Source organism: Flavobacterium sp. U410 (assembly GCF_053570605.1).
This window is the reverse complement of sequence record NZ_JBSEFI010000001.1, coordinates 129,762-156,262: the sequence shown is the minus strand read 5'-3', so window position 1 is coordinate 156,262 and position 26,501 is coordinate 129,762. Positions and strand designations below refer to the sequence as shown.

The 26,501-nt window shown below is 35.5% G+C and carries 26 protein-coding genes and 1 pseudogene; 23 read left to right on the top strand and 4 right to left on the bottom strand.

The genetic code is table 11. The features are described 5' to 3' along the window. The first annotated feature begins 92 nt into the window (after window positions 1-92). The 9 genes from ACUSJC_RS00780 (at window position 93) to ACUSJC_RS00740 (ending at window position 9,967) form a co-directional block, all read left to right on the top strand. Window positions 93-2,531, top strand: coding sequence for a PIG-L family deacetylase (locus ACUSJC_RS00780; RefSeq protein WP_449267643.1), 2,439 nt, complete (start codon window positions 93-95; stop codon window positions 2,529-2,531). A 108-nt stretch (window positions 2,532-2,639) separates the two neighbouring features. Then, window positions 2,640-4,319, top strand: a complete 1,680-nt coding sequence (locus ACUSJC_RS00775; RefSeq protein ID WP_449267642.1) for a sodium:solute symporter — start codon at window positions 2,640-2,642, stop codon at window positions 4,317-4,319. A 141-nt stretch (window positions 4,320-4,460) separates the two neighbouring features. Beyond that, entirely contained in the window at window positions 4,461-5,051 is a 591-nt protein-coding gene (locus ACUSJC_RS00770; protein ID WP_449267641.1) for a hypothetical protein, read from the top strand. A 148-nt stretch (window positions 5,052-5,199) separates the two neighbouring features. Continuing rightward, window positions 5,200-6,354 (top strand): hypothetical protein, encoded by a 1,155-nt coding sequence (locus ACUSJC_RS00765; protein ID WP_449267640.1) that lies wholly within the window; start codon window positions 5,200-5,202, stop codon window positions 6,352-6,354. Window positions 6,355-6,470: 116 nt separating this feature from the next. Further along, window positions 6,471-6,971: a hypothetical protein gene (locus tag ACUSJC_RS00760; RefSeq protein WP_449267639.1), complete on the top strand. Its 501-nt coding sequence runs from the start codon at window positions 6,471-6,473 to the stop codon at window positions 6,969-6,971. A gap of 206 nt (window positions 6,972-7,177) precedes the next feature. Continuing rightward, a complete protein-coding gene (locus tag ACUSJC_RS00755; protein ID WP_449267638.1) occupies window positions 7,178-7,894 on the top strand; it encodes a phospholipase D family protein in 717 nt (238 codons plus the stop codon). A 169-nt stretch (window positions 7,895-8,063) separates the two neighbouring features. Then, window positions 8,064-8,741: a hypothetical protein gene (locus ACUSJC_RS00750; protein WP_449267637.1), complete on the top strand. Its 678-nt coding sequence runs from the start codon at window positions 8,064-8,066 to the stop codon at window positions 8,739-8,741. Window positions 8,742-8,871: 130 nt separating this feature from the next. Beyond that, window positions 8,872-9,318: a hypothetical protein gene (locus ACUSJC_RS00745; RefSeq protein ID WP_449267636.1), complete on the top strand. Its 447-nt coding sequence runs from the start codon at window positions 8,872-8,874 to the stop codon at window positions 9,316-9,318. A gap of 238 nt (window positions 9,319-9,556) precedes the next feature. After that, on the top strand, window positions 9,557-9,967 hold the full coding sequence (locus tag ACUSJC_RS00740; protein ID WP_449267635.1) for a VOC family protein: 411 nt from the start codon (window positions 9,557-9,559) through the stop codon (window positions 9,965-9,967). A gap of 319 nt (window positions 9,968-10,286) precedes the next feature. Here ACUSJC_RS00740 and ACUSJC_RS00735 read toward each other — a convergent pair whose 3' ends face one another. Then, window positions 10,287-10,853, bottom strand: a complete 567-nt coding sequence (locus tag ACUSJC_RS00735; RefSeq protein WP_449267634.1) for a Crp/Fnr family transcriptional regulator — start codon at window positions 10,851-10,853, stop codon at window positions 10,287-10,289. Between the two features lie 76 nt (window positions 10,854-10,929). On the opposite strand from ACUSJC_RS00735, the gene ACUSJC_RS00730 reads away from it, so the two are divergent. The 4 genes from ACUSJC_RS00730 to ACUSJC_RS00715 all read left to right on the top strand — a co-directional run bounded on the left by ACUSJC_RS00730 (window position 10,930) and on the right by ACUSJC_RS00715 (window position 13,937). Further along, window positions 10,930-11,619, top strand: a complete 690-nt coding sequence (locus tag ACUSJC_RS00730) for an HAD family hydrolase (RefSeq protein WP_449267633.1) — start codon at window positions 10,930-10,932, stop codon at window positions 11,617-11,619. A gap of 2 nt (window positions 11,620-11,621) precedes the next feature. Then, the gene (locus ACUSJC_RS00725; RefSeq protein WP_449267632.1) at window positions 11,622-12,251 is read left to right on the top strand and encodes a CatA-like O-acetyltransferase; all 630 of its coding nucleotides are present in this window, start codon (window positions 11,622-11,624) and stop codon (window positions 12,249-12,251) included. A 61-nt stretch (window positions 12,252-12,312) separates the two neighbouring features. After that, window positions 12,313-12,942 (top strand): type B chloramphenicol O-acetyltransferase, encoded by a 630-nt coding sequence (gene catB / locus ACUSJC_RS00720; RefSeq protein WP_449267631.1) that lies wholly within the window; start codon window positions 12,313-12,315, stop codon window positions 12,940-12,942. A 371-nt stretch (window positions 12,943-13,313) separates the two neighbouring features. Next, window positions 13,314-13,937, top strand: a complete 624-nt coding sequence (locus ACUSJC_RS00715) for a histidine phosphatase family protein (protein WP_449267630.1) — start codon at window positions 13,314-13,316, stop codon at window positions 13,935-13,937. Window positions 13,938-13,952: 15 nt separating this feature from the next. On the opposite strand, the gene ACUSJC_RS00710 is transcribed toward ACUSJC_RS00715, so the two are convergent. Continuing rightward, a complete protein-coding gene (locus ACUSJC_RS00710) occupies window positions 13,953-14,387 on the bottom strand; it encodes an Lrp/AsnC family transcriptional regulator (RefSeq protein ID WP_449267629.1) in 435 nt (144 codons plus the stop codon). Window positions 14,388-14,497: 110 nt separating this feature from the next. Between ACUSJC_RS00710 and ACUSJC_RS00705 the strand changes: the two genes are divergently transcribed. From ACUSJC_RS00705 to ACUSJC_RS00675, 7 genes are all read left to right on the top strand, one after another. Continuing rightward, window positions 14,498-14,950, top strand: coding sequence for a carboxymuconolactone decarboxylase family protein (locus tag ACUSJC_RS00705; RefSeq protein WP_449267628.1), 453 nt, complete (start codon window positions 14,498-14,500; stop codon window positions 14,948-14,950). Next, window positions 14,950-15,375, top strand: a complete 426-nt coding sequence (locus tag ACUSJC_RS00700) for a GNAT family N-acetyltransferase (RefSeq protein ID WP_449267627.1) — start codon at window positions 14,950-14,952, stop codon at window positions 15,373-15,375. The genes ACUSJC_RS00705 and ACUSJC_RS00700 overlap by 1 nt, the downstream gene beginning before the upstream one ends. Window positions 15,376-15,651: 276 nt before the next feature. Next, complete coding sequence (locus tag ACUSJC_RS00695; protein ID WP_449267626.1) at window positions 15,652-18,159, top strand: carboxypeptidase regulatory-like domain-containing protein; 2,508 nt, start codon at window positions 15,652-15,654, stop codon at window positions 18,157-18,159. A 29-nt stretch (window positions 18,160-18,188) separates the two neighbouring features. After that, a complete protein-coding gene (locus tag ACUSJC_RS00690; RefSeq protein WP_449267625.1) occupies window positions 18,189-19,217 on the top strand; it encodes a histidine kinase in 1,029 nt (342 codons plus the stop codon). Continuing rightward, entirely contained in the window at window positions 19,214-20,281 is a 1,068-nt protein-coding gene (locus ACUSJC_RS00685; RefSeq protein WP_449267624.1) for a sensor histidine kinase, read from the top strand. Before ACUSJC_RS00690 ends, ACUSJC_RS00685 begins: the two co-directional genes overlap by 4 nt. After that, the gene (locus tag ACUSJC_RS00680) at window positions 20,278-21,003 is read left to right on the top strand and encodes a LytR/AlgR family response regulator transcription factor (protein ID WP_449267623.1); all 726 of its coding nucleotides are present in this window, start codon (window positions 20,278-20,280) and stop codon (window positions 21,001-21,003) included. Before ACUSJC_RS00685 ends, ACUSJC_RS00680 begins: the two co-directional genes overlap by 4 nt. A gap of 73 nt (window positions 21,004-21,076) precedes the next feature. After that, the gene (locus tag ACUSJC_RS00675) at window positions 21,077-22,249 is read left to right on the top strand and encodes a hypothetical protein (RefSeq protein ID WP_449267622.1); all 1,173 of its coding nucleotides are present in this window, start codon (window positions 21,077-21,079) and stop codon (window positions 22,247-22,249) included. 298 nt (window positions 22,250-22,547) lie between these two features. Here ACUSJC_RS00675 and ACUSJC_RS00670 read toward each other — a convergent pair whose 3' ends face one another. After that, complete coding sequence (locus ACUSJC_RS00670; protein ID WP_449267621.1) at window positions 22,548-23,645, bottom strand: serine hydrolase domain-containing protein; 1,098 nt, start codon at window positions 23,643-23,645, stop codon at window positions 22,548-22,550. A gap of 202 nt (window positions 23,646-23,847) precedes the next feature. On the opposite strand from ACUSJC_RS00670, the gene ACUSJC_RS00665 reads away from it, so the two are divergent. The 3 genes and pseudogenes from ACUSJC_RS00665 to ACUSJC_RS00655 all read left to right on the top strand — a co-directional run bounded on the left by ACUSJC_RS00665 (window position 23,848) and on the right by ACUSJC_RS00655 (window position 25,006). Next, complete coding sequence (locus ACUSJC_RS00665; RefSeq protein WP_449267620.1) at window positions 23,848-24,045, top strand: hypothetical protein; 198 nt, start codon at window positions 23,848-23,850, stop codon at window positions 24,043-24,045. Continuing rightward, window positions 24,000-24,419 (top strand): annotated as a pseudogene (locus ACUSJC_RS00660) (conjugal transfer protein TraG); the annotation flags it as partial. The gene ACUSJC_RS00665 and the pseudogene ACUSJC_RS00660, both read left to right, overlap by 46 nt. Window positions 24,420-24,499: 80 nt before the next feature. Further along, window positions 24,500-25,006 (top strand): nucleoside deaminase, encoded by a 507-nt coding sequence (locus ACUSJC_RS00655; protein WP_449267619.1) that lies wholly within the window; start codon window positions 24,500-24,502, stop codon window positions 25,004-25,006. A 32-nt stretch (window positions 25,007-25,038) separates the two neighbouring features. Here the strand turns inward: ACUSJC_RS00655 and pdxR are convergent, their stop codons facing one another. Further along, window positions 25,039-26,460 (bottom strand): MocR-like pyridoxine biosynthesis transcription factor PdxR, encoded by a 1,422-nt coding sequence (gene pdxR, locus ACUSJC_RS00650; protein WP_449267618.1) that lies wholly within the window; start codon window positions 26,458-26,460, stop codon window positions 25,039-25,041. Window positions 26,461-26,501 lie beyond the last annotated feature (41 nt).

Below are 26,501 nucleotides of genomic sequence, written 5' to 3'. Positions count from 1 at the left end.
TGCTATGAAGTACTTATAGAAAAACAAATAAACTGTTAAAAAGAAGGCATTTTGAATTTCCTTTCTTTAATTTTGGTGAAACCCAATAAACTATGATAAAAAAAATAAGCTTTTTAGCATTTTTAATAACTTCAACACTTCTTGCTCAAGCTCCTGAAAAACTGACTTCTAACCAAATATATGAACGTGTTCAAAAACTAAATTTTCTTGGAAAAGTATTGTATGTTGCTGCTCATCCTGATGATGAGAATACCAAACTGATCTCCTACTTTTCTAATTATTATCATGCCGAAACAGCTTACCTTTCGCTAACGCGTGGCGATGGCGGTCAAAATTTAATTGGTCCCGAACTTCGTGAAAAATTAGGAGCTATACGAACGCAAGAGTTATTAGCTGCCCGAAGAGTAGATGGCGGAAAACAATTTTTTACCCGTGCCAATGATTTCGGATTCAGTAAAGAACCAACCGAAACATTCAGTATTTGGAATAAAGACCAAGTGCTAGCCGATGTGGTTCAAGCAATGGAAAATTTCAAACCCGATATTGTCATTAACCGTTTTGATCATCGTACACCGGGAACAACTCACGGACATCACACGGCTTCTGCTATTTTGAGCTTAGAAGCTTACAATAGAATTTCTGTTAAACCGCAACGCGTTTTCTTTAACACCTCATGGTGGTTTTATGGCAGCGAAGAAAACTTCGAAAAAGCAGACAAATCCAACCTTTTTTCAATTGAAGCCAATGTTTTTTATCCTTTAAAAGGAAAAAGTAACAGCGAAATAGCAGCTTTTAGTAGAAGTCAGCACAAATGTCAAGGTTTCGGAACTACCGGAACTCGTGGCGACGAAATGGAATATTTAGAACTTTTAAAAGGTTCGATGCCTAACCAAACTAATATTTTTGAAGGAATTGATACATCTTGGAATCGCGTGGAAGGCGGAGCAGCCATTGAAACTATTTTAAAACCTATTGAGCAGCATTTTAACTTCAACAATCCGTCGGAACATTTACCGGAATTGATTAAAGCCTATACGTTAATTAACCAATTGAAAGATGACAATTGGAAAAAACTAAAATCGGAACAAATTACAAGTATTATTGAAGCCTGTGCCGGATTGTATTTGGAAGCTAAAGCTTCTGTTCCGTATGTAACCAAAGGACAAGCGTTCAACTTAAATATTGAAGCCATCAACAGAAGTAATGCTCAAATTACGCTGAACGAAATTCAGTTACCCAATGCCAGTTTTACTCAAAATAGAACACTGACATTCAATAAAAAAAACGATTTTAGCCTTGAAAATTACAATTTACCGGCCAATGAAACCTATAGTAATTTGTTTTGGCTAAATGAAAAGCCAACCGTTGGTATGTACGCCGTTCCCGATGAATCAGAGCGAAATTTACCCGAAATCCAAACACCTTTTCCGGTAACTTTTCTATTGACTATAGACGGTAAACCCTTTTCGGTAACCCAAAATATCAAATACAAAACCAATACGCCTGAAAACGGAGAAACCTACTACCCTTTTACACTTTTACCTGATGTTTCAGTAAGTTTAGTGGATAAAGTAAACATCTTTAAACCAAAGCAAACCAAAGAAATAAAAGTAAAAATAAAAGCGAACAAAACTAATTTTAAAGGAATAGTAAAACTCGATTTAAACACAGAATGGTCGGTTTATCCGAGTCAACAAGAAGTGAGCATTGCACAAAAAGGGGATGAAAAAATCTATACATTTAAAGTAAAATCGCCTTCACAAGAGCAAAATGTACAACTTTTAGCAAAAGTAACTTCTGCCGAAAATCAAATCTTCAGCAAGCAAGTCATTGAAATTGATTATTCGCATATTCCTAAACAAACAATTTTAGAAGATGCTGAAGCCAAAATGGTAACTTTGGACATCAAAACCAAAAAAGAAAGCATTGGTTACTTAACCGGAGCGGGCGACGAAGTGGGACGTTATTTGGAAAATTTAAACTACACTATCACCTATTTATCTCCAAAAGATTTAACGTTAGAAAACTTAAAACAATTTGACGCTATTATTTTAGGAATCAGGGCTTTTAATGTACTTCCTGAATTGCAATACAAAAACAAAATATTGTTTCAATATGTAGAAAATGGCGGAAATTTAATTGTACAATACAACACCGATCATCATTTGGTAACCAATGACATTGCGCCTTACAACTTAAGTTTATCACGTGACAGAGTGACCAATGAAAATGCCAAAGTAAACTTTTTAGATTTTAAATGTACCGCCTTAAATTCGCCAAATACCATTACCCAAAAAGATTTTGACGGTTGGGTTCAGGAAAGAGGTTTGTATTTCCCTAGCGAATGGAGTTCTGAGTTCCAACCCATTTTGGCGACTGCCGATGTGGGCGAAACAGAGAAAAAAGGCTGCTTACTCGTTGCAAAATATGGCAAAGGAAATTATTGCTACACCGGATTGAGTTTCTTCAGACAGCTTCCGGAAGGTGTAAGCGGTGCGTATAAACTTTTGGCTAACCTTATAGCATTATAATTATGGAAGACGAAAAACAACATTGGAAAATGAGCTACACAGTGGTTTTACTACTAAATGCTTTATACATTTTAATTTTCTATTTACTAATGGAAATCTTCTCATAATATGGAAAGTTTAGATTGGATCGTATTAAGCTGTACCTTGCTTTTTATTGTAATTTATGGTGCTTTAAAAACCAAAGGCAGTGCTAATGTTAAAGATTATTTACTAGACAATAATGAAACACCTTGGTTTACCGTAGGAATTTCAGTTATGGCTACTCAGGCAAGTGCCATTACATTTCTTTCGACACCGGGTCAGGCGTATCATGACGGCATGGGATTTGTTCAATTTTATTTTGGACTTCCCTTAGCCATGATTGTCATTGCGTACACGTTTATCCCTATTTATCACAAATTACAGGTATACACCGCTTATGAATATTTAGAACAACGTTTTGATGTTAAAACGCGTTCCTTAGCCGCCATTTTGTTTTTAATCCAACGCGGATTAGGAACTGGTTTAACCATTTATGCGCCTTCCATCATTCTGTCGGCATTATTGGGTTGGAATTTAACCATGCTTAATATCGTAATTGGAATATTAGTGATTGTTTATACCGTTTCGGGCGGAACCAAAGCCGTAAACGTGACACAAAAACAGCAGATGTTTATCATTATGCTCGGAATGTTTTTGACGTTTTTTACCATTTTATCCTATTTGCCGGAAGATTTGAATTTCAGCAATGCGATGCATGTGGCGGGAGCCAACGGAAAAATGAATATCTTAGATTTTTCATACAATCCGGAAACGCGTTATACTTTTTGGAGCGGAATTACCGGCGGTTTCTTCTTGATGTTGTCTTATTTTGGTACAGACCAATCCCAAGTGGGACGTTATTTATCGGGAAAATCCATTAAAGAAAGTCAAATGGGATTAATCATGAACGGAATTTTAAAAGTTCCGATGCAGTTTTTTATCCTTTTAACCGGAGTCTTGGTTTTTGTTTTCTTTCAGTTCAACGACACACCGCTGCACTTTAATCCCACAAATGTGGAAAAAGTAAAGCAATCGAGCTATAAAGCAGATTATGAAAATCTGGAGCAAAAATTGGAACAGATCAACATTGATAAAAAAGTAGTCAATAAAATTTACATCGAACAATTAGAACATAACGACTACGACAATCCTACTTTGCGCAAACAAATGGTCGCTTTATCCAATAAAGAAAAAGATTTACGCGAGGAAGCCAAATCTTTAATTGCCACCGTAGACAAATCTTCGGAAACCAATGATAAAGATTATGTTTTCTTGTATTTTATTTTGCATTATTTACCCAAAGGATTGCTTGGTCTGTTGTTAGCCGTAATTTTCAGTGCTGCGATGTCTTCGAGTGCCTCCGGATTGAATTCCTTGGCAGCCACTACAGCTATTGATATTTACAAAAGAAATGTTCCTGAGAAAGATGATAAACACTATGTGTATGCAACGCAGTTTTTCACTTTATTCTGGGGAATCATTGCTATATTATTTGCCTGTATCGGGACTTTATTTGAAAACCTGATCCAGTTGGTCAACATCATTGGTTCTATTTTCTACGGAACAGTTTTAGGAATTTTCTTGGTTGGTTTCTACATCAAATATATAAAAGCTAAAGCTATTTTCTTAGGTGCCGGTATTACACAATTGATCATTTTCTATATTTATTACATAGACGTTGTGAGTTTCCTTTGGCTGAATTTTATTGGCGCATTGCTGACCATTCTTTTATCATTAGGATTTCAGGCAATATATAATAGAAAGTAGATTATTAATAAACTAAAAATAATTTTTCAACCACTCCATTCGAGTGGTTTTTTATTACAAAAAGTTATATATATTTGTTGATATTTACTAGTTAGTGGCAAGCAACTGACGACACACATAGACATAAGCGACCAATAGAAAATGACGACAAAAAATAAAAATATAGATGACTTTTTACTGACAGGAAATGTTACTGTTGGACAAGCACGTGAGTGGATTAAGAAAAAGGACGACAACGCAAAAGCCAATTTAGTTAACCTTATACATCACAGATTTCAGAACCGATACATCAAACACGTAAAAAAAATTGACAGTGGATTTCTAAAAATGGCTGTTGCTTGCTTGACAATTGAAACATTGGAATCATTTAGACAAGGGAAAAAGGATACAAATGGAAAAGGTGTTGGGCGAAAAATGTTCAAGGACTTTTTTACGACAGAAAACAAACTTTTTGGTGGTTTTAAAGACATTGCAGACGACTTTTATAAAAATATTCGCTGTGGAATTTTACACCAAGCAGAAACTACAAATGCGTGGAGAATTTTACGAAAAGACGCTTTACTTGACAAAACAAATAGAACAATCAATGCGACAAAATTTGTGAAGGCATTGGAAAAGTCATTAGACAACTATGTTGACAGTTTGAAAGCACACGACTTTAACACGACAATTTGGAAAAATGCGATACTTAAAATTGAAGACATATGCGACAATTGTAATGCCAGCCACTAACAAGGGTTTTGCGTCAGGCGGGCTGAAGTGCTAAATTGAGCTTTTGTGCTTTCTAAAAACATTTGTACATTAGCCAAGCGGTAGTGCATTTAAACCCGCCCGAACGCAAAGCCCTAGAACGTTAGTGGCAATTTATGAGAACCGTACAATGAAAAATATTTTACTCATATTGACAACTTTTTTGACTTTGGCTTGCAACGGACAAGACTCAAAGCAAGATAAATTTGCATTGACCGTTTCGCCAATTATTGACAAGACCGACAAAACGAATCAGACAATTATTGAAACTTTGACAGAGTTTCTAAAAACTAAAAACAGTTCTTTGACTGAAAATAAAAATTGGATTCAATCCGATTTTCAAAAATTCATTTATCCTTATCTTGACATTTATAACATAGAAAACTCAAAGTACGGAAGCGATTTTTTTAGACCGACTTTAATGGAAATTATTCCGACAGAAAAACCAAGTCAAAAAGTTGTGAAAATTGCTTTTATTGGACATAACAATGAAACGAAAGAAAATCAGCTAAAATCAATATATAATATTATTGCAAATATTCACCAAGACAAAGTTTTGTTCAGCAGATACCTTAACTTCACAACCCAAAAATGGAAAACTGTTACAAAAGGAAGTTTAACCTATAAAATATCACCCAATAAAATCATAAACGATACTGAAATCACTGAACAGGAAAAAGATATTGACAAGATTTGTAATTTCTTTCAATGCAAACCAATATCAATAACCTATTATTCTTGTATAAACCCAAAAGAACTTTTTGAAATCAAAGGGTTTGACTACAATCCAATGATGTATGTAGATGAAACTGGTGGTCTTGCTGATTACGGAAACATTATTTTTTCAGGAAATAACTCAGAAATCTATACTCACGAAATAGTACACATTTATACTAATACCTTATTTCCAAATATCAATAAGTTCTTGGACGAAGGAATAGCCACTTACATTGCAGGAAGTGGAAAATTCGATTATTTGTGGCATAGAGAAAAGTTTGACAAGTTTCTAACAGAAAACAAGGATTTTGATTTTAAGGAACATATAGACCCATATGAACGACTGTACTTTGAAGGAGAAACTTCAATTCCTTATTTGACAGCCGCTTTAATCTTAGAACGTACAAAAAGGGTTTACGGTGACAAAAAAATTATTGAGTTATTAAAATCAGAAAAAGAGTTTTGGCAGACTTTAAATTTAGTAGGTTTGACCCAAGAGAATATAAACGAAGAATTACGAAAAGAAATAAAACTGCCACTAACACGGGTTTTGCGTCAGGCGGGGTGAAGTGCAAACTTGGAGCTTTGTGCTTCTAATAAACTTTAGTTATAAATTGAAACTTTGTGCTCCGAATCCCGCCCTCGCTAAGCCCCGAACCGTTGTAAAGCATTTTGAAAAAGATAATGAAACAAAATCCATTTAGAGAAGAATTTACAACTGAATTGAAAATTGGAAAAAAAGAATTTATTGAAAAATTCAATAAAAAATTCGAACATTCTGATATAAATTTTTTTTCTGAGTTCTTCAAATCTTTAAGTTCAAGAAAAGTAAATAAATCATTAATTGGAAATATTGAAAAAGATTCTTTTAAACTTAAAAGAAATTCAAAAATGAATAGCTTTAATTATGCAACTGCAGTTGCAAAAGGAAAAATTTCTGATTCTGAAAACGGAACTATCATTGAAGTAAAAATAAATGGATTTGATTATGCTTTCATCCCTTTATATACAATTTTGGGAATTGTTTTTTTTATTTCTTTTATTGGAATGTTTGGTGATTTCCAATTTGGAATCGGTGTATTTTTAAGTTTTGGAATTTACTTGTTTACTCGAAATAATATGTTGAAAGATTTAAAAAAATTAAAGATAGAATTGACAAACACTTTTGAAAATCTAAATGAATAAAAACGCTTTACAACATCGGCTATAAATCATGGCTAGGTTTGCGCATTTTTCCGAATTTTGCTGCGCCAGTTCGCACTTTTGTGCTCGGGTCTCCGAAAATTCGAAAGTATTTGTATATTTGGTTTGGCTAGTAACTAAATACCACAACATCAGCTAGCCAAGGATCGTTGTGCACAAGTTTAACAAAAATGTATACTAAAAAATAAATGGCAGAATTTTTAACTACAAATGGAACTTCTTATCATATTGAAAATATAATTATTGGAGCTGAAAAAAAATTAGTTTTAGTTTCACCTTATTTGCAGATTTCTAAAACCTTTTACGAAAGACTTAAAGATGCATCAAAAAAGAATGTTGAAATAAAAATTATCTTTGGAAAAGATGAATTAAAACCAAATGAAAGAAATTCATTAGCTGAACTTAAAAACCTTGAATTACTTTTTTTTGAAAACTTGCACGCCAAATGCTATTTCAACGAAAAGGAAATGGTAATAACTTCAATGAACATGTATGAATTCTCAGAGAAAAACAATAGAGAAATGGGAGTTTTTATTACTCGACAAAATGACAAAAATATTTTTGACAAAGCTGTAAACGAAACTCTTTCGATAATTCAATCTTCTGAGATTATACAACTAACAAAAACGAATAGAAAATTATTTGAAAATAAAAATAACTCAAATGAAAAAGTAAAAAGAAAACCGACAAGAGGATATTGTATAAGATGTGAAGAGAGAATTCCATATGATACCGAAAAACCTTATTGTTGGAACTGTTTTTCAATTTGGTCACAGTTTGGTAATCCCGATTATATGGAAAACGTTTGTCACAGTTGTGGAGAATTTGAGCCTACTTCTATGAACAAGCCTGAATGTTATGATTGTTTCATTGAAAATAAAAAACCAGTACACAACATTGGTTAGCTGATATTGTGGCTTCTCGCCTACTTCCGAATTTTGCTACGCCAGTTCACTTCGTTCGTGTCTCCAAAAATCCGAAAGTATTTGTATATTTGGTTTGGCTCGGTCTTGGCAACACGCCACTACTTTGTAGCCGAGGGCCGTTGACAACAATAAAAACACATACGGAAATTTGAATCACCAGTTTTACAGAAAAAATAAAAAAGAACAAAATAGAATTCTATTTATAATAGCAATTTGTTTCCTTGTAATTATATTGTTATCTATTATAATATCCATTTATTCAGGAATTTACTTAATTGGGATTCTGATATTTACCATAGCCTTATCAATCATTGCACCATTCTTTGATATGCCTTCCCTCAAAAAAAGTGGGAAAATAATTTATCATTCCCCCTTGTTGATCACCGAAAAACCTAAAAACGAATTAATTAAAATTCACGGAGGTACTTTATTTGATTATTTTTTTGTGATTGATAAAGATATGAATGGTAAACAGAGAACAGATTTTATAATACAGCAGTATTTAATCGGACTATTATCCATTATGGAAATACATAAAAACGATAAAGGAATAAAAATACGGGGAACGAGTCATATTATTAATGAAAGAACAGCAAAAAAACTTGGTTTTAAGATTGTAGAAACCGATTTTATTCAAAGAATAATTTTAACATATAATTATTTCAATATTATGATTTCAAGCTCTATCGCAAAAAACAAACTAATTTTTCCAAAATTAAACAGAATCATAACTTTTGAGACAGACATCTGTCAATTGCTTGAACGGAAAGAATATATCGAAAAATTGAATAAAACATTGAAAAATACTGTTGCCAACAATGTATAACCGCAATTACGGCGGATTCGACTACGTCCGGATCTACTCGGAATTGCTAACGTCAATGCTAAACCGAAAATTAGTAACTTTAATCCCTTAACTGACGGTTATACGAGACCGTTGTATGTAATTTTAAAAAATGATGCTTTCAATAGAAAAAATTAAACAAGAATTTGAATTTTTACCCAAAAGCGATAGTTATGATGATCATAGTTATTGTGGAATCTGGAAATTTGAAAGACTTGACAGATCTACTGAATTATTTTTTGTAACTAAAGACGGAAACATTTCTACAAATCAAATTGACAATTTTAATTATTTAGTTCAAAAAATTCAAGATATTGTTCTTCAAACCGAAAATTACATATCAGAAGATTTAAAAAGAAAGAAAATTAAAAATTATGAGACTTTTTTAAAAGGAAAATTGCAAATTGATATAATTACCGTTTTCCAAGAAAATGGTGAATCTGATATTGAAATTATTTGCTCCAAAAATTACAAAAAGCTTTTATGGAATAAAAGCATAGAATACGTAATATCTATAAATAATCACAATGTCTCTGAGATTATCAAGTTAGGTGAATAAAAACTACATACAATATCATCTATAAATGATGGCTTAGTTACGCATTTTTTCGAAGTTTGTTTCACCAGTTCACTTCGTTCGTATCTCTAAAAATTCAACAAACAGAGTCAAAATTCACGCCTCACAAACTTACTTTACAAGAGTATTTAGCTGAAAAATAAAAAAAGTTTAAGTCCCCTGACATACCGTTGTCATGACGTGAAATTAGTTTTGTGCCGTAATTTAAAAAAACATTAAAATGAATTTAGTATCAATTCGCATCATTACAGCCGACATAAATGGCTTGGTAAAATTTTATGAGCAAATAACAGGTGCGTCGGTGGCACAATATACACCTGACTTTGCCGAACTACAAACAAAAACAGCGACCTTAGCCATTGGAAGCACAAAAACATTACAATTTTTTGGTGGCGAAAGTGTTGCACTATCAGCACAAAACCGTAGTGCCATTATTGAATTTTTAGTAGAAGATGTAGAAAAAGACTATGAAAGATTAGCTAATTTTTTACAGCCCTACATTGTTCAGAAACCGACAACAATGCCTTGGGGAAATAAATCGCTTTTATTCCGTGACCCTGATGGAAACTTAGTAAATTTGTTCACACCTGTGACAGAACAAGCAATAAAAAAATTTGACAGTAAAAAATAAGTACTAACCGCCAACATCTGTTTGATGTTATGACGGTTGATATCCAAAGACTCAACGGAAGTAATTCTTTTGAGTTTTTGTACTATATATAGGCTGAAGATTTTCGCTTGTTGCCACAAAAGTCAAGCTGTGAACCTATTACTATCAATTATGAAAAAAAATAACTGATGGCAACAATTGCTATTACAGGCTTATCCTGAAAATTCCTGCGGAATTTTCAGTTCGGAGTGTACTTGCAACAAAGTTAACTGCTAAACCACACCACTTTCTTTAGCCGAGTATCGTTAAACGTCATACTAGAAAACGCTGTGATAAAATCTTATTCAATAGCTTTTAGAGCTCTATTTAAGCTTCTAGTAGTAATTCCTAAATATGCAGCCATATCTTCCTTTGAAATTGTAATATTCTGTTTTTTTTGAAATTCTATAAGTTTAGATAGACCATGTTCTAAAGTAAATAACTGCTGAAACGAAGCTCGACTACTCGTATTGATAATTCTTTCAGCTAATTCATTTACTAATAAGTTATTAAAAGCTAAATTTTCTTTCATCAAAGATTCGAAAAAAGAAAAATTAAATTGATAAACCTTTATATCGGTAATCGCTTCAATACTACAAAGACAGTTAATTTTTCTTATCACTTCAATATCACCAATAATTTCGCCTTCTCCTAAAAACTCAACAATAAAATCTTTTCCATTCTCTTCGCTAAAAAAACATTTTGTAATCCCTTCTTTAACAATAAATATTTTAGCAATCTTTCGCCCCTGTTCTAATATCAGTGACCCCTTCTTAAATTCTTTTAAAACTATTTTATCATTCAATCGCTCATCAGCCTTAAGAAGACTTTCTATAAAGGATAAAAAATCGAGATTTGTTCTTAACATATTTATCTTGGGACAAATGTCCTTTTCTTGATTATATTTTTAAATCAATTTTGCACATGAAAAATATAAAATAAAAATGAAAGAAAAAATTAAAGTTATAGCATTTGATGCAGATGATACGTTGTGGGTGAATGAACCCTATTTTCAGGAAGCAGAAAAACAATTCTGCACATTACTTGAAAATTACCTGCCCCAACATGCTGTATCGCAGGAATTGTTTAAAACCGAAATGAAGAACTTGCATCTCTACGGCTATGGAGTAAAAGGTTTTGTATTGTGTATGGTTGAAACCGCAAGCAGGATTTCCAACCGTACCGTTTCGTTGGAACTGATTGATAAAATCATAGCCATTGGGCAGGAACTTTTGCTAAAACCCATCGAATTACTATCCGGCGTATCCGAAACTTTGGATAAGCTGAAAGGCAATTACAGATTGATCGTAGCGACTAAAGGCGATTTGCTGGATCAGGAACGGAAACTGAAAAATTCAGGATTGGAACCCTATTTTCATCATATTGAAATAATGAGCGACAAAAAGGTTAGTGATTATCAAAAGCTGTTAAAACATTTGGACTGCAAACCTGAAAATTTCCTGATGTTGGGCAATTCCATTAAATCGGATATACTACCTGTTTTGGAGTTGGGCGGATATGGTGGACACATTCCCTATCATACCACGTGGTTACACGAAAGACACGAGCACCAGCTACAACACAATAATTTTGTCGAACTGAAAAGCATTGACAGCATTCTAAATTATTTATAGAAATGAAAACATTGATAGATGCTGAACAATGGAATAGAAAAGAACAATTTTTGTTTTTCTCCCGATTTGAAGAATCGTTTTTTGGCGTTACGGTAAATATAAATTGCACGCAGGCATATAAAATTGCAAAGCAAAAGGGCAATTCATTTTTTCTGTATTATTTATTCAGAGCATTAAAAGCAGCCAATGAAACAGAAAATTTTCGATACAGAATTATTGACAAGCAGGTGTATCTCTTTGACTATATAAATGCTTCGCCTACCATCAACAGACCAGACGGCACTTTTGGCTTCGCCTATATGGATTATTGTCAGAACGAAAACGATTTTTATACAGGGGCTTTGAAAGAGATTGACAGCGTACAGCAGTCTAATGATTTAATCCCTGCAGTTTCAGGAGAAAACGTCATACATTTTTCAGCAATTCCCTGGGTAAACTTTACAGCCCTTTCGCACGCCAGAAGTTTTTCCTTTCCCGACAGTTCGCCTAAAGTATCTTTTGGAAAAGTTATTGAATATAATGGAATAAAAACAATGCCTGTTTCTATACATGCACATCACGGATTAATGGACGGCTTCCACGTAGGACTTTTTGTGGATAGGTTTCAGGAACTGATGCATGATATCGAGTAAGAAACGAGAAGATAATCCTATGTTTTTTACTTTTGTATCATTAAAACAATTACGTATTTAAATGGAAAATTTCTTCGAAAGTCCTTTCAAGGGAAAAATCATAAAGGATCATATTAAAAATACAAATATAATCGCAGGTAAATATTCTTATTATTCAGGATACTATCACGGGCATTCGTTTGATGATTGTGCAAGATATCTCATGCCTGACAGGGAAGATGTAGACAAGCTGATTATCGGCTCCTTTTGTTCAATAGGCAGTGGCGTAAGTTTTATAATGGCAGGAAACCAAGGCCATCGACATGATTGGATATCCACCTTCCCCTTTTTTTATATGTCGGAATTGGACATTTTTAAACGAGCCACGGATGGATTTGAAAAAGCAGGTGATACAGTCGTAGGCAATGATGTATGGATTGGCAGTGAAGCCATGATTATGCCCGGAATTACGATTGGAGACGGAGCAGTAATTGGCAGCAGAGCCTTGATCACCAAAGATGTTTCACCTTATACAATTGTCGGTGGTAATCCCGCAAAACAGATAAAGAAAAGATTTTCCGAGGAACATATTAATAAGCTCCTGAAAATGCAGTGGTGGAATTGGGATGAAGAGCTTCTGAAGAAAGCAATACCTATGCTATGTGATAGCAATATCAACGACTTATATGATTTTTATAAAAGATATTTTTAATGCCTGAGATTTTTTCTAAATTCAGGAACAGATGGCTTTGATCAGGTTTAATTAACAATCTAACAATTTCAGTACGAAAAATATTCTGGGACAATCCCTTTCAGAGTGAGATGAAAACAAGTGTTACAGGAGTATCAGATAACGTGGAAAAATTAAAGGAGACCAGAACCTTTGCATTTTCCGGTGGACAACAGTCTGATGGCGGAACGATCAACGACTTTAAAAAAGTAAGGTGCAAAAATCGGGCAAAGAAATTTTCTACACGATTGAGCAAGGACATAATCTGAAATCTGTTGATATTGTACGCTTGAAAATTTATCTAACCTAAAAAAATTGCTTATCATTCTAATTTTCTTTTAAACAATAAGTCAATGCTTTTAAATAAAAACATCATTACCATACAACACCCTGAATCCATTCATCATACAAATGGTATGATCGGCTCATGGACTGACTGGGAACTGACTGAAAAGGGAATTCGGCAGGCAGAAAACATAGCGCTCAACATCAAGAAAGAAGTTCAGGACATCCAATACGCAATCTATTCATCACCTCTCAAAAGGACAAGAAAAACTGCCGAGATTCTTGGGAAAGAATTACATAGCACGCCCAAGCTGAGCCATGCTCTAAAAGAGAGAAGTCTTGGCAAGGCTATCGGAAAATCTGTCCAATGGCTGAAAGACAATATTGAGAACGAAGAAAAAACAATCTACGACAAGTGTTTTAGCGATGCAGAATCCAGATTTGATGTTTGGAACAGATTACTACCTTTCTACAATGAAATCATGTCAAATGATGAGGAAAATATCATCCTTGTTTCCCATGGCGATACCCTGAGCATCTTCAATGTGATGTGGTTAGGCTTAGATCCGGAAACACTCCATGATATTGACCTATCCGGAGTCAGTGGCGGGGTTTCTTTCCTGTACCGAAAAGCATGTGGCAAGAAAATCATTAAAAGGCTGAGCGATACTTCATATATATTACCTTTTTAGTCTTTTTCTTCGGTTTTAAATTTTCTGCCGGTTTATTTCTGAAAGCTGAATGGATGTCGTTGGGATTCCATAGGGAATAAGTCTGTCTATGAGGTTTTCAAGGTGAGAACTGTCCCGTAAGATACATTCGGTAATCAGGCAATATTCGCCCGTTACTCTTTTGCAATTGACAACTTCCGGAAATTTTTCCAAATCTGCCGTAAATTTTCTGAAATCATCATTTTTAAATTTCATACTGATCAGCACTTTCAGATCATAACCTAATTTCTGATGGTCTATCTCCACGCTGAACTGGCGTATGATCCCATTATCTACCAAATTCATCACGCGCTCTTTTGTAGCAGATTGTGACAGCGAAATCAGCCTTCCAATTTCGGCATAACTAAGCCTCGAATTCTGGCTTAGGATCCGAAGGATTTTGTGGTCAAAATCATCTAAAATTATTTTCATTTAAAAATTACATTTTAGCAATTAAATCAATCAAAATTAATGAATAATTCCATTAATTTCGCTTTGTGATGTTTTTTAAAATATTGAAATTTGTGATATAAATAAATAATATGGCACGAATCAAATTTTCTAACATAGGAAACACTCCATTTGAAAAACTTATTGGACACAATACCGATTTTCTTAAAAAGTGGAACGATCTGGAGGAAACCTTATGGAAGAAAACGTTGCTGGACCCGGATTTGTTAGAGCAGGTTCGTAGAACAATGGCTTTTGGAAATGGTTGTGAATACTGCATGGTAAAAGGCGGAAAACCTGATTTTGACGAATCGCAGCTAAAAATCTCTACGGCGGCTTCTTTTGCAGAATTGTTTTGCATAGACCACCGTTCTATCTCGGTTGCACATTTTGACATGCTTAAGGAATATTTTTCGGATGAAGAAATTTCGGAATTATGTGTTTTCATTTCCTTCATAAATGCGTCGCAAAAGCTCGGGAAAACACTGAACTTAACAGAAGACCTACAAGCAGAAGCAGTTGTTAAATTAAAAGATATAGAATAATGCGAATTGAAATTTTATATAAAAGCAGTCTTACTGCAAATTTTCAGGATCAGGTTTTTACGCTATTTAAGCAACTTAGTCCTAACAAAAAACAGTTGAAACTGGATGAGATTTTAATGGAGGACAACCCGGTTACATTGGTTGGATGTTTCATAGGGGATCGAATCGTAGGAATCGCCTCCATGGCGATCTATAAAGTGATTTCGGGGAACAAAGGCTGGATTGAAGATGTGATTGTTGATGAGAATTGTCGTGGAATGGGAATTGGGTTGAAGCTTATAGAAAAATTGCTGTCTATCTCAAACGAGAAACAACTAAGTGAAGTCTTGCTTTTTACCGAAGAGCACCGAACTGCGGCCATCAGTTTGTATGAAAAGTTGGGTTTCAGTAAAAAGGAAAGCAACATTTATATACTAAGGAAATAAAGTAAATTAGAAAAATGGCAATCGGAAACTTGTCGTATAAGTAAAATCTTGTCAGCGTATAAATTGTAAGTGAGATTTACATTTGATAATGCTTCGAAAACATAATCTATAATTTTTATAGCAATTTGCCTAAAAGAAGTGCATTTCTAAAGTACCTCTCACTATCGAAACGTATTTCTAATACTTTCTGTCGCAGAAAACCGTGCTTCTGTCTCATATTTCTATCCTCCCTTTTGATGTCTTCTAATTTTACGGCATCAATTAGATCAATAGAAAATGAACAGAAAAGAGACCATATCAAAAGTGTCTGAACGATCACAGGTTAGTAGTTCGGATTGTGAAAAAGTATTGGATGCGCTGGAAAGTGTCCTAAAAGACGAGTTGGCCCAGAGAAAAGGAATACGCAGCCTTTTCCTTTTGGCCTATAAAATGATGAGCCGGATAAAAAACGGAATGTCGGTTCTTCTTGTAGGGCTTTTTCTCTCCAGCGCTGTTTACGGCCAACAAACCACACAAAATATAAGAGGGATTGTTACCGATTATTTGTCGGGCGAAACGCTAACTTCGGTTTCGCTTTCTGTTCTCGAATATCCGAATGCGCAGGGAACATCCGGTGATAAAGGACAATTCGTACTACAGAACATACCGGTGGGCCGTTATACTGTCCAAGCTACACGAGTTGGCTATGAACCTGTACTTATAAATGAAGTGCTCCTGAATTCTACCAAAGAAGTGTTTCTCGAAATCGGAATGAACCCGAACACGATCGTATTGGACGAAATTGTCGTAACGCCCCGTACCAACAAAGATCAGGTTTTGAACAAAATGGCTCTGACAGGCGCTCACCCTTTGCGTATGGAAGAAGCCCGTCGGTTCGCAGGCGGAATGGACGATCCCGCCCGTTTGGTAAGCGCTTTTGCCGGCATTTCGCCGAGTTTGGGCAACAATGGGATCTCGGTTCACGGCAATGCTCCCAGCTTGTTGCAGTGGCGGTTGGAGGGTGTGGAAATCCCAAACCCGAATCACTTTGCCGACATTGCCACTTTGGGCGGAGGTATCCTCTCCTCGTTGAGTGCAAATGTGTTGGGGCGTTCCGATTTTTATAATAGTGCATTTCCTGCCGAATACAACAATGCCGTTTCGGGGGTGTTCGATATGAAAATGAGAAATGGAAACAACCGCAATTACGAACATACCGTTCAATTGGGCCTCTTGGGCCTGGATTTTGCCTCCGAAGGTCCGTTTAGCCCCCAAAGTAATGCTTCCTACCTGTTCAATTATAGATATTCGACCACGGGGCTGATGCACAAATTGGGCGGTGGCGATCAAAAAAATCAATTGCTGGATTATCAGGACTTGAATTTTAAACTGAACTTTCCTACCCAAAAAAGCGGTATGTTTTCCATTTGGGGAACCGGATTGATCGACAAGTTCAACACAAAGAAAGAAGACGAAGCTGACTGGACATACAGCGATGACGGGAAACACTCCGAAATGCAACAAACCTCGGCAGCAGCGGGCATCAACCATCTTTTTTATTTTGATGGCGGTGGCATACTACGCACCACATTGGCTTCCACTTTTTCCCAAAACGATGCAAAAGAACAGTATTATGATAATTCCCCGAACACGATACCGCATTTGGATCTGGACAGTCGCTTTAACAACCTGATCCTTACGTCGTCGTTCGACAAAAAGTATAACGATTGGCATGTCAATAAAACAGGATTTACCCTGACCAATATGCGCTACGATATGCATTTGGAACTGGCCCCGGGCATTGGCGAACCCTTACAGACGCTGTCCCAAGGAAAAGGAAATACCAATCTGATTGCAGTGTACAGTAGTTCTTTGTTCCGATTGAATCCGAACCTGACGGCCACTTTGGGCATCAACTCCCAACTCCTTACATTGAATAACAGCTGGGTATTAGAACCCCGGGCTTCCCTCAAATGGCAATCTTCATCAAAAACATCTTTTGCCATGGCATATGGCTTACACAGCCGAATGGAAAAGCTGGATGTATATTTTGTGCAGGATAAACTTACCGGGCAGCCACTCAACAAAGATCTTGATTTTACCAAAACTCATCATCTTTCGATGTCGTACAACCATAAGATCAATGAAAATTTGAACCTGAAGGTAGAGCCTTATTTTCAATATTTGTTCAATGTTCCCGTTATTGCGGATAGTTCTTATTCCGTGCTCAACCGCAGTTTGTTTTATGTAGAAGATGCTTTGGTGAATAAAGGAAAGGGACGTAATATCGGCGTGGATGTAACTTTGGAAAAATATCTGAATAAGGGTTTTTATTATTTGTTGACGGCATCCGTTTTCGATTCAAAGTATAAAGGCGGCGATGGTATTTGGTATAATACGAAATACAACAATCGGTTTATTATTAATGGACTGGCAGGTAAAGAATGGACAATGGGCAGTAAAAAAAGAGATCTATTGGGTGTCAATTTGAAATTAACCTTACAGGGAGGTCAACGATATTCGCCTGTAGATGAGGCTTCCTCTTTTATGCATACTGACAGAGAGACACAATACGATGAAACCCAGGCGTATGCCAAGCAGTTCGATCCTTTTTTTGTAGCCAATTATACCATCACGTACCGAATGAACCGATCAAAACGTTCGCACGAATTCGCTATAAAATGGCTGAATGCAACCGGCGCAAAGGAATATTACGGACATGCCTACAATCTTAATACCCACGCCTTTGAAGCAAAAAAACAGGCCACTTCAATATTCAATGTTTTATATAGAATTGATTTTTAATGTAATTTTATAGCCATTGTAGAAAACCAATGAAAGATAGTCCAATGTATCGTTTTATCGTAGATCCAAATTTTAGATTGTGGCGGCATTTATGCTTCATTATCACTTTGGGCATCATTACCTTTAACCAGGTTTTTATAGCTTATCAAAAGGATATCATCTATTTGGGGCCTAAGATTTATTGGATCTGTCTGGCTTCGTTTTCTACCTATCTTTTGGCGACGTATGTTAATTATTTTGTGTTGATCCCACGATTTTTGGTTCGGGAAAAATATACCATTTACCTCATCTTACTCATCGTTTGCGTTTTTGCATTACTGTTTGCCAATGTCTTTTTGGAATATAAAATACGAACGTTTTTAGGATTGACACATCGGATACGATCCTACCAGAATCCTCTTGTTTTCGTCGACAACCTGTCTTCATCCGTGATCACGATCGTCTGCTTTTGGAGTATGTCAGCCATCGAATTGTTTCGTACCTGGACTCAGAAAAAGGAGCAAATCATCGCATTGGAACATCAATTTCTGGAAGCGGAAGTGAACAAACTCAAAGGACAGGTTTCTCCCGTATTGTTATCCGAAGCTTTGCAAAAAGCATCTGCCTTGGCTGCGACGCAACCCAAAATATCTTCAACTATTTTGATGCAGCTTGGTCAACTTTTACGGTATCAATTGTACGATTGCGATAGAGAAAAGGTAATCCTTCAGTCAGAAATACATTTTATATCCGATTTTTTGAAGTTATATCAGTTGATAGTTGATCGTCATTTCGATTATTCACTGGTTATAAAAGGGCAAACCAATCAATACTTGATCACTCCTTTGTTGCTGATCGTGCTGGTGCAAGCTTTAGTCGAAAAACAATCCATCTCTCATCTTCGGATAGCAATGGAAACAAAAGACCAACACTTGAACGTTGATTGTGCCTTCGCAGAAAAATGCTGTTTGACCGATACGGACCTGGCCGGTCTAAAGAATAAATTTGATAGGCTGCATCCTCAAGTTTATCAATTAAAATCACAAACAGGAAATGTACAACTTCAATTGACTTTATGATGATGGAATTAACAGAAGAACAAAATAAAGGCATTTCTTTTTTGACCGATCATAGATATCGTTTGCATCGGCACATGGCTTTGCAGCTTTTGATCTTCTTGATCAGCATCGGTGTATTTTTTGATGCACCTGATACCCTAAACTTGTCGTTTAACCGCTTTTGTGGATGGGCCGCCTACTATTTATTCATGGGCATGTTGGTCTATGGCAATGTATATGTGCTGTTTCCTTATTTTATGACCAACGGCAGAATCTTGCAATACACGATAGCTCTACTGCTATTTACGGTTGTCTCGATGATAATAATGGTAATCCTGCAAGATTTATTTTACGACATCGCTGTTAGTCGCCAGCACCCCGGTTCAGTAGCCATTTTTCTGAGTATCACCTCATCATTTTCCGCGATCCTGCTATTTATGCTGGGAATGTCGGCACTTTTGTTGTTCAAGCCGCTCATGCAAAGTCATTTCAGGGAGAAGGAACTGCAAAAATCAACAACCGAGTCGCAACTCCAGTTTCTGAAAAGTCAGATCAATCCTCATTTCTTGTTTAACACCATCAATAATGCGAATATATTGATTGAAGATGAACCTAAATTGGCTACTCAAATTTTAACCAAATTGGATGATCTGCTCATGTATCAATGGCAAGATAGCCATAGAGAAAAAGTGAATCTTAAGGATGATATTCGCTTGTTGTCGGATTACCTGGATCTGGAAAAAATACGGCGTGATGAATTTGATTTTAGTATAGAAACCCAGGGAGATTTAGATACCGTTGAAGTCGCTCCCTTGCTTTTCATTCCTTTTGTGGAGAACGCTGTAAAGCATAATCTCGATAGCAACGCCTCGTCCTATGTCAAATTGATTTTCAGGCAAGAAAATGATATGCTGATCTTTGTATGTGAGAATTCAAAGCCATTGTTTTCAAAACCGAAACAAACCGGTGGTCTTGGTTTAAACAATATCGTTCGCAGATTGGATCTGCTTTACGCGAACAGGTATCGTTTGGAGAAAAATGAAACGGAGCAAATTTACACCGTAAAATTAACTGTGAAAGTATGAAATGTATTATAGTCGACGATGAACCTATCGCACGAAAAGGGATTGCCAAAAACGTAAGTGCGATTCCACAATTAAAATTGCTGGACACATTTAATAGTGCGAAATCAGCAGCGGTCTTTTTGCAGGACAAGCAGGTTGACTTGATTTTTCTGGACATCAATATGCCGGGCATCAATGGAATCGAGTTTGCACGAACAATTCCCAAAACCACGTTGGTTATTTTCACTACGGCCTATTCCGAATATGCGGTGGATAGCTATGACTTGGATGCTGTCGATTATTTGGTGAAACCTATTGATACAGCTCGTTTTCGTAAAGCGGTAGATAAAGCGATCACCTATCATGCTTTGCTTATGGGTGAAGAAAATAAAAGTTTAGAAAAAGGGACCGACGACTATATTTTCGTGAAATCGGACCGAAGATTTCACAAAATAAATCTCGCAAGCATTCTCTTTATCGAAGGGCTTAAGGATTATATTATCATTCAGATGGAAAATAGCCGGATTATCACGCGAATGACCATCAAGAATATTTATGAATGGCTTCCCAAGGAAGTTTTCCTGCGGGTCAATCGTTCATTTATCGTCAACAAAGAAAAAATTGATTCGTTCGACAACAATGATATTTACATCCAAAAATATGAAATCGCTATTGGCAATTTCTACAGGGATGAATTTTTTAGAGGTATCATGGGAGATGATGCCGGTAAAACACGTTCCTGAATTAAATGAAGGGAAGAAATTCTTGAAACAATGGAGACGTTAAGTTTAAAATAATAAGTAAAAAAAGTTAAAAATGAGAGTAAAAATAGTACTGATATTCTGCTTTCTTATAGCAGTTCAATTGTCATACGCTCAAAAAGCAAAAGTTGTAATACTGGGAGTTGGCCATTCTACACAGCTAATCAATTATAATCAGCAACCTGCGGCCATAAGAGCATTTATAGATAAAGTAAATCCTTCTGCTATCTGTATTGAAAGATCACCCGAAGAATTTTCCAGGAATGATTTTTATGAATTTACATACGAACAGCAATACACAATAATTCCTTATGCCCAAAAAAACAAAATTCCTCTACATCCGATTGATTGGCTGCCTTCTGACCAAGATCTAGATCTTGCTTTTGGACTTAAAGATTTAGAAATTCCGAAATTTACGAGACAAAAAAACGGCTTTCTTGGTTTTACCACATTTACAGAAGAAAATGATTTTGAAGCGGAATTTTATTTTGCAGACCACAAAAAATATATAGACAGTATCGCCGCCTGGTACACAAATCATCCCGAAAAAAATGCATTTGATTTTCCGCGAAGATTATTTTTATATCGCACTTTTCTACAATCCAAGCGAATACAAAAAGTACTCGAAAATCATTCTCAATCAGACACCATATTGGTAGTGATTGGAGCTTTTCACAAAAACGATATTGAAAAAAACCTGAAAGAGAATGGATATGAAATCATTCAACCAAACACTTTTGGGGCAATAACTGATGAAGATATAAGGAGTCATTTTTTACCAGAAGATGCTTATGCTATTCTATCGTTTAATTTATTGGGAATGCAACATCAACTAAAGAAAGTGAACAAAAAACTAATTGATTTTGCATTTCAATCTTTGAAAGATACGAATACAGTCGAAAAACAATTTTTCACCATTAAAAATGCATCCTTTACCAATGTTCTTTCATCCAAACAGTGCATTTCTGAATATCTTTCACTTTTAGAGCAAGTAAATAACGAAAAATTTAGCTGGACCGGTGTAAAAGATTTTTCCCGAATAGATTCTTACTTTGATCCTTTCGGAAATTTATCTTTGAAAAAAAGAATCAGACTTGAATTAGCAAGAGAATATCGAAAATCATCTAAACAAAAAGAGTTTACTAAAGAAATAGCCATGGTTTTGGATGGTTTAACCGACTACAAAAAGCAAATGCTAAATCTATATATCGAAAAATATTTGTTTTAAGAATGCTAAGTTGCTACAAAGCATCAATTTCATTTGTAACTTGTCATTGTTCTCAAATTCAAAGGAGCTTTCTTTTTTATTTAGCAAAATTTAAGAGTCTTTTTTTATTCAATCTTTGCTTTCTATTCCTTTAACCAGTGCGGTGTTTCTTTTATTGAGAGGTTTGTAAATGTGTAATACTTTTCAAAGCAAAGTCTCAAAACAGCGTTTTTTATTAATTCATAATAAATATCACCGGAAAATATTAAATGCTTTTCAATTTGTACAATTCCTATCTCCCAAAAATGATTATAATTTATTATTTCAAAAAATTCACCAGATTACTTGTTAGTAAGCTCAGATCAGCTTTACTATTTGTAAGAATAATAAATCCTGAATTTTTTGATGGGATTACAACGCACATAGCCGTAAATCCACCTGTAGAACCTTCGTGCCAAAATAACAATTCGTTCTTTTTAAGTTCATTTATACCCCACCCCAAGGCATTTCCGTCTTGATTGCTTCCATAAGTTTTTGGATGTGCTAATCTTATGACTGCATTTTCCTTTAAATTATACTCAACATATTTGAGCATATCATCGACTGTGGATCGTATTCCTCCGGCAGGAACAAATTCTTTACAATCCCAGTAAGATGTTTGCTTTCCCTTTTTGTTGTAACCGATAGCAAATCTTTTATATTCTTTTTCTGTAAGTGATACTTTAGTATCGGACATGTTGTTAGGTGTAAGTATATATTTTTTCACAGCATCCAAATAAGTCATTTTGTACTGTTTAGCAATGATTTTGCCCAAAAGGGCTACTCCCATGTTAGAATAAGTTTGTTTTGTTCCTGGAATAGTATCAAGTACAACGCTATGTAAACCTTCATCAAACATCGCATCTGTATAATTGGCGAATGGATTGGTTATATCAAAAGGTTTTTGGTCTTCAATATTGTCTGTATTGCTCGGAATACGTGAGGTATGATTGCTTAACTGAACTATTTTAATTGGATGATTTTGGTACTGAAGATTGGGATAATCTCCATCTAAATACTTTCGTATATCGTCGTATAGATTCAGTTTCTTATCTAAAACGGCCTGAGCTAGTAAAACTCCTGTCAAGGTTTTGCTGATTGAACCAATTTCATATATAGTATTCGATTTCGGCAAATCGTATGAGCCCTTTTGGGTCTCACCATAATTGTAAGTGTGTGACTTTCCATTTTGAATAATACCAATAGAAACTCCGACGGCAAGAGAATCTTTAAAATAATTTTGAACACTTCTACTGACAATTGAATCTAAAGATGATTGAAATTTATTATCTCCGAGGATCGGCTTTGATATTTGTAACTGACCGAATAAATTATTGCTTAATATAATTACTGCAAATGCCAAGAGAATTTTTTTCATTTTAGTAGTTTTTTGATTAAAGTAAAGGAATAGATAAACAATTTAAAAATAAATTCTATCATTCTTTGATAAAAGTCTGTTAAGCAAAGATATTGTAAAAATGAGATTTGTCTATATTCATCGTTACGAGAAAAGAAAATCCAAAACAGTTAAACCAAACAGACCTTAAAATCTACTTTTAATTTAACGCAAAAAAATACGAGTGACAAACAGAAACTTAAAAAAGGAATTAGCTGAGCATGACATCAATGTTGTAGTACGCAGGAACGGCATCATATTTATAGAATATAATTCCAAAGCAAATTGGAATGGCTCACGTTTAGCAACCGAACTTTCTGTCAACACCTTTAATGATTATTGGAACGCTTTGGTAAAGTATTGCAGAAACGCCAAAGTATGACCATTAACCGCAACGATAAATCTACATCTATCTCCACACAGTTAGACAGCCTTATACCTGCATCGAAAATCTCAACTTTGACACAGGGTATGTTTGTAGGTTCGGTATCGGATAACTTTGATGAGCGTATCGACCAGAAAATCTTCCACGCTGAAATCGTAGTAGATAACGAAAAGATAGCAGTTGAAACCAAAGCCTATCAGCAGATACCGCAAATCCTATCTTTTGTAAATGAGCAGGGCGAGGATAAGATAAAACAGGAAATTGAGGGTAACTACAAACAGATAAAATCAGATATCCTGAACATTGTCAAAAATGAATTAGAGCGTATCAAGAACGATCCTGATTTACAGCATTTGATACCGCAAGGATAGTTTTAAAGGATAATTAGCGTTGATAACTATATAGATTAACCGGATAGATTGAATAAATTTGCCATTCAAATGAGGAAACAATGGAGGAAACGATCGACCCAGACTATAACCCTAAATTTATGTTGAAAGCAATTGAGCTTTCAGAAATTGCATACGAAAGTGGTAAAGGGCTTCCTATTGGTTGCGTGATTGTCAGAAATGGCGAAATTATCGGAGAGGGACATAATGAAATATTTGAGAGGGTCAATCCTACATCACACGGCGAAATGGTTGCTATTGAAAGGGCTTGCAGGAACATCAATAATCTTCAATTGTCTGAATGTCAAATGTACACTACGCTAGAGCCCTGCCCTATGTGTTTAGGTGCTATTTATTGGGCAAAAATCAATAAAGTGTATTACGCAAATACCAATGCGGATGCTTCTAAAGTTGGATTTGATGACACATTTATATTTGATGAGTTGCGAAAAAATGCCAAAGAACGTAAGATTAATTTCTTATACGTTCCCGATAAAAGTGCAATGACCATTTTGGAAGAATGGAAATCCAAAGACTTAACATCTGCCCAGCCGTGGAATGATAAGTAATGCTAATCAATCTTGGTAATCCAATCTGAAGATCATAGCATTTTTGCTAATGCCATAATCCCTTCTTCCAAATCCTTTTCAGAAAGCGAGCCATAGCCCAATCTAATACCGTTTATACACTCATTAAAGCTATACGTATCGGGCGTAATGATTTTAATGCCCTTATTTTCTAGTTTCTTGGAAATATGTAACCAATCCATTTTCTTATTAGGAACGACCCAAAATGCCAAACCGCCTTCCGGAATGGTATATGTAGCTTTGTCTTTAAGGTATTTTTTCAGCAGGTTAGTTGCCAAATCTCTTTTGGCTCTATAGTAATTTGTTGCTTTTTTGATATGTCTTTTAATTATTCCGTCTTTAATCAGTTGCAAAACAGCCTGTTCCATAATGCTATCGCCCTGTACATCAATAATTTTTCGTAAACTACCTACCTTTTCAATCAAAGTGATGTCGTTGCTTGCCAAATAGCCGATACGTAGAGCAGGTGCAACCACTTTGCTCATTGTTCCAATGTAAACGTAGTTTTTTAGTTCTGTAAAGCTCGACAAAGGCAATACCGGGCGATACCCGAAATGAAACTCATTATCGTAATCATCTTCTATAATCGTGAAACTATATTTGTTGGAAAGTTTTATCAGTTCCAGTCTTCTTTTTAGGCTCAATGTTACTGTAGTTGGATATTGATGATGAGGTGTAACATAAATTGCCTTTATTTTTTTGCCGGATTTTAGATAAGTTATCACATCGTCGATCAGCAATCCGTCCTTATCCACACTTACAGGCAACAGTTTTGCCCCTGCATGTTCAAATGCTTTCCATGCGGGTTTGTATCCCGGGTTCTCTATCATCACATAATCCCCTTTGGTAAACAGACATTGAGCGATCAGATACATGGCCATTTGACTCCCCCGAGTGATACAGATATTTTGTTCGTTTATCTGCATCCCTCTTTGATGATTGAGCATTTGAACAATGGCTTTTCGAAATTCAAGATCACCATATTCATTGCCATAACCCATCATCTGCCATTTTGCTTTTTGGTTGAAAATTTGACGGTAAGCCCTTGCCAGTTCCGTAATAGGTGCAATTTTACTGTCTGGATGCCCGTCGTCAAACTGTAAATAATAATGCTTACTCTTTATACTATCTGAGCTCGCAGGTATGTGCTGGTTATATTGCACTTCTTTAAAACCGGGTAATGTATCGGCAACAAACGTACCCTGCCTTTCTGTGGAAACCAGCCAACCTTCAATCAGCAAGACATTAAGGGCTTCTACAACCGTGTTCCGATTGACTTTTAAAAGTTGGGCAAGATTTCTGCTCCCCGGTAAAGCGTCTCCGGTCTTTAGCCTACCCGAGTGGATATCTTTTATAAGGGCATCGGCAATTTGCAGATAAATGGCTTTATCTGATTTTTCATCTAACTGTATTTCAAACTTCCAATCTCGTAACATCTGGACTATCTGTTTTTATAAAAACTGTATCACTATGACAG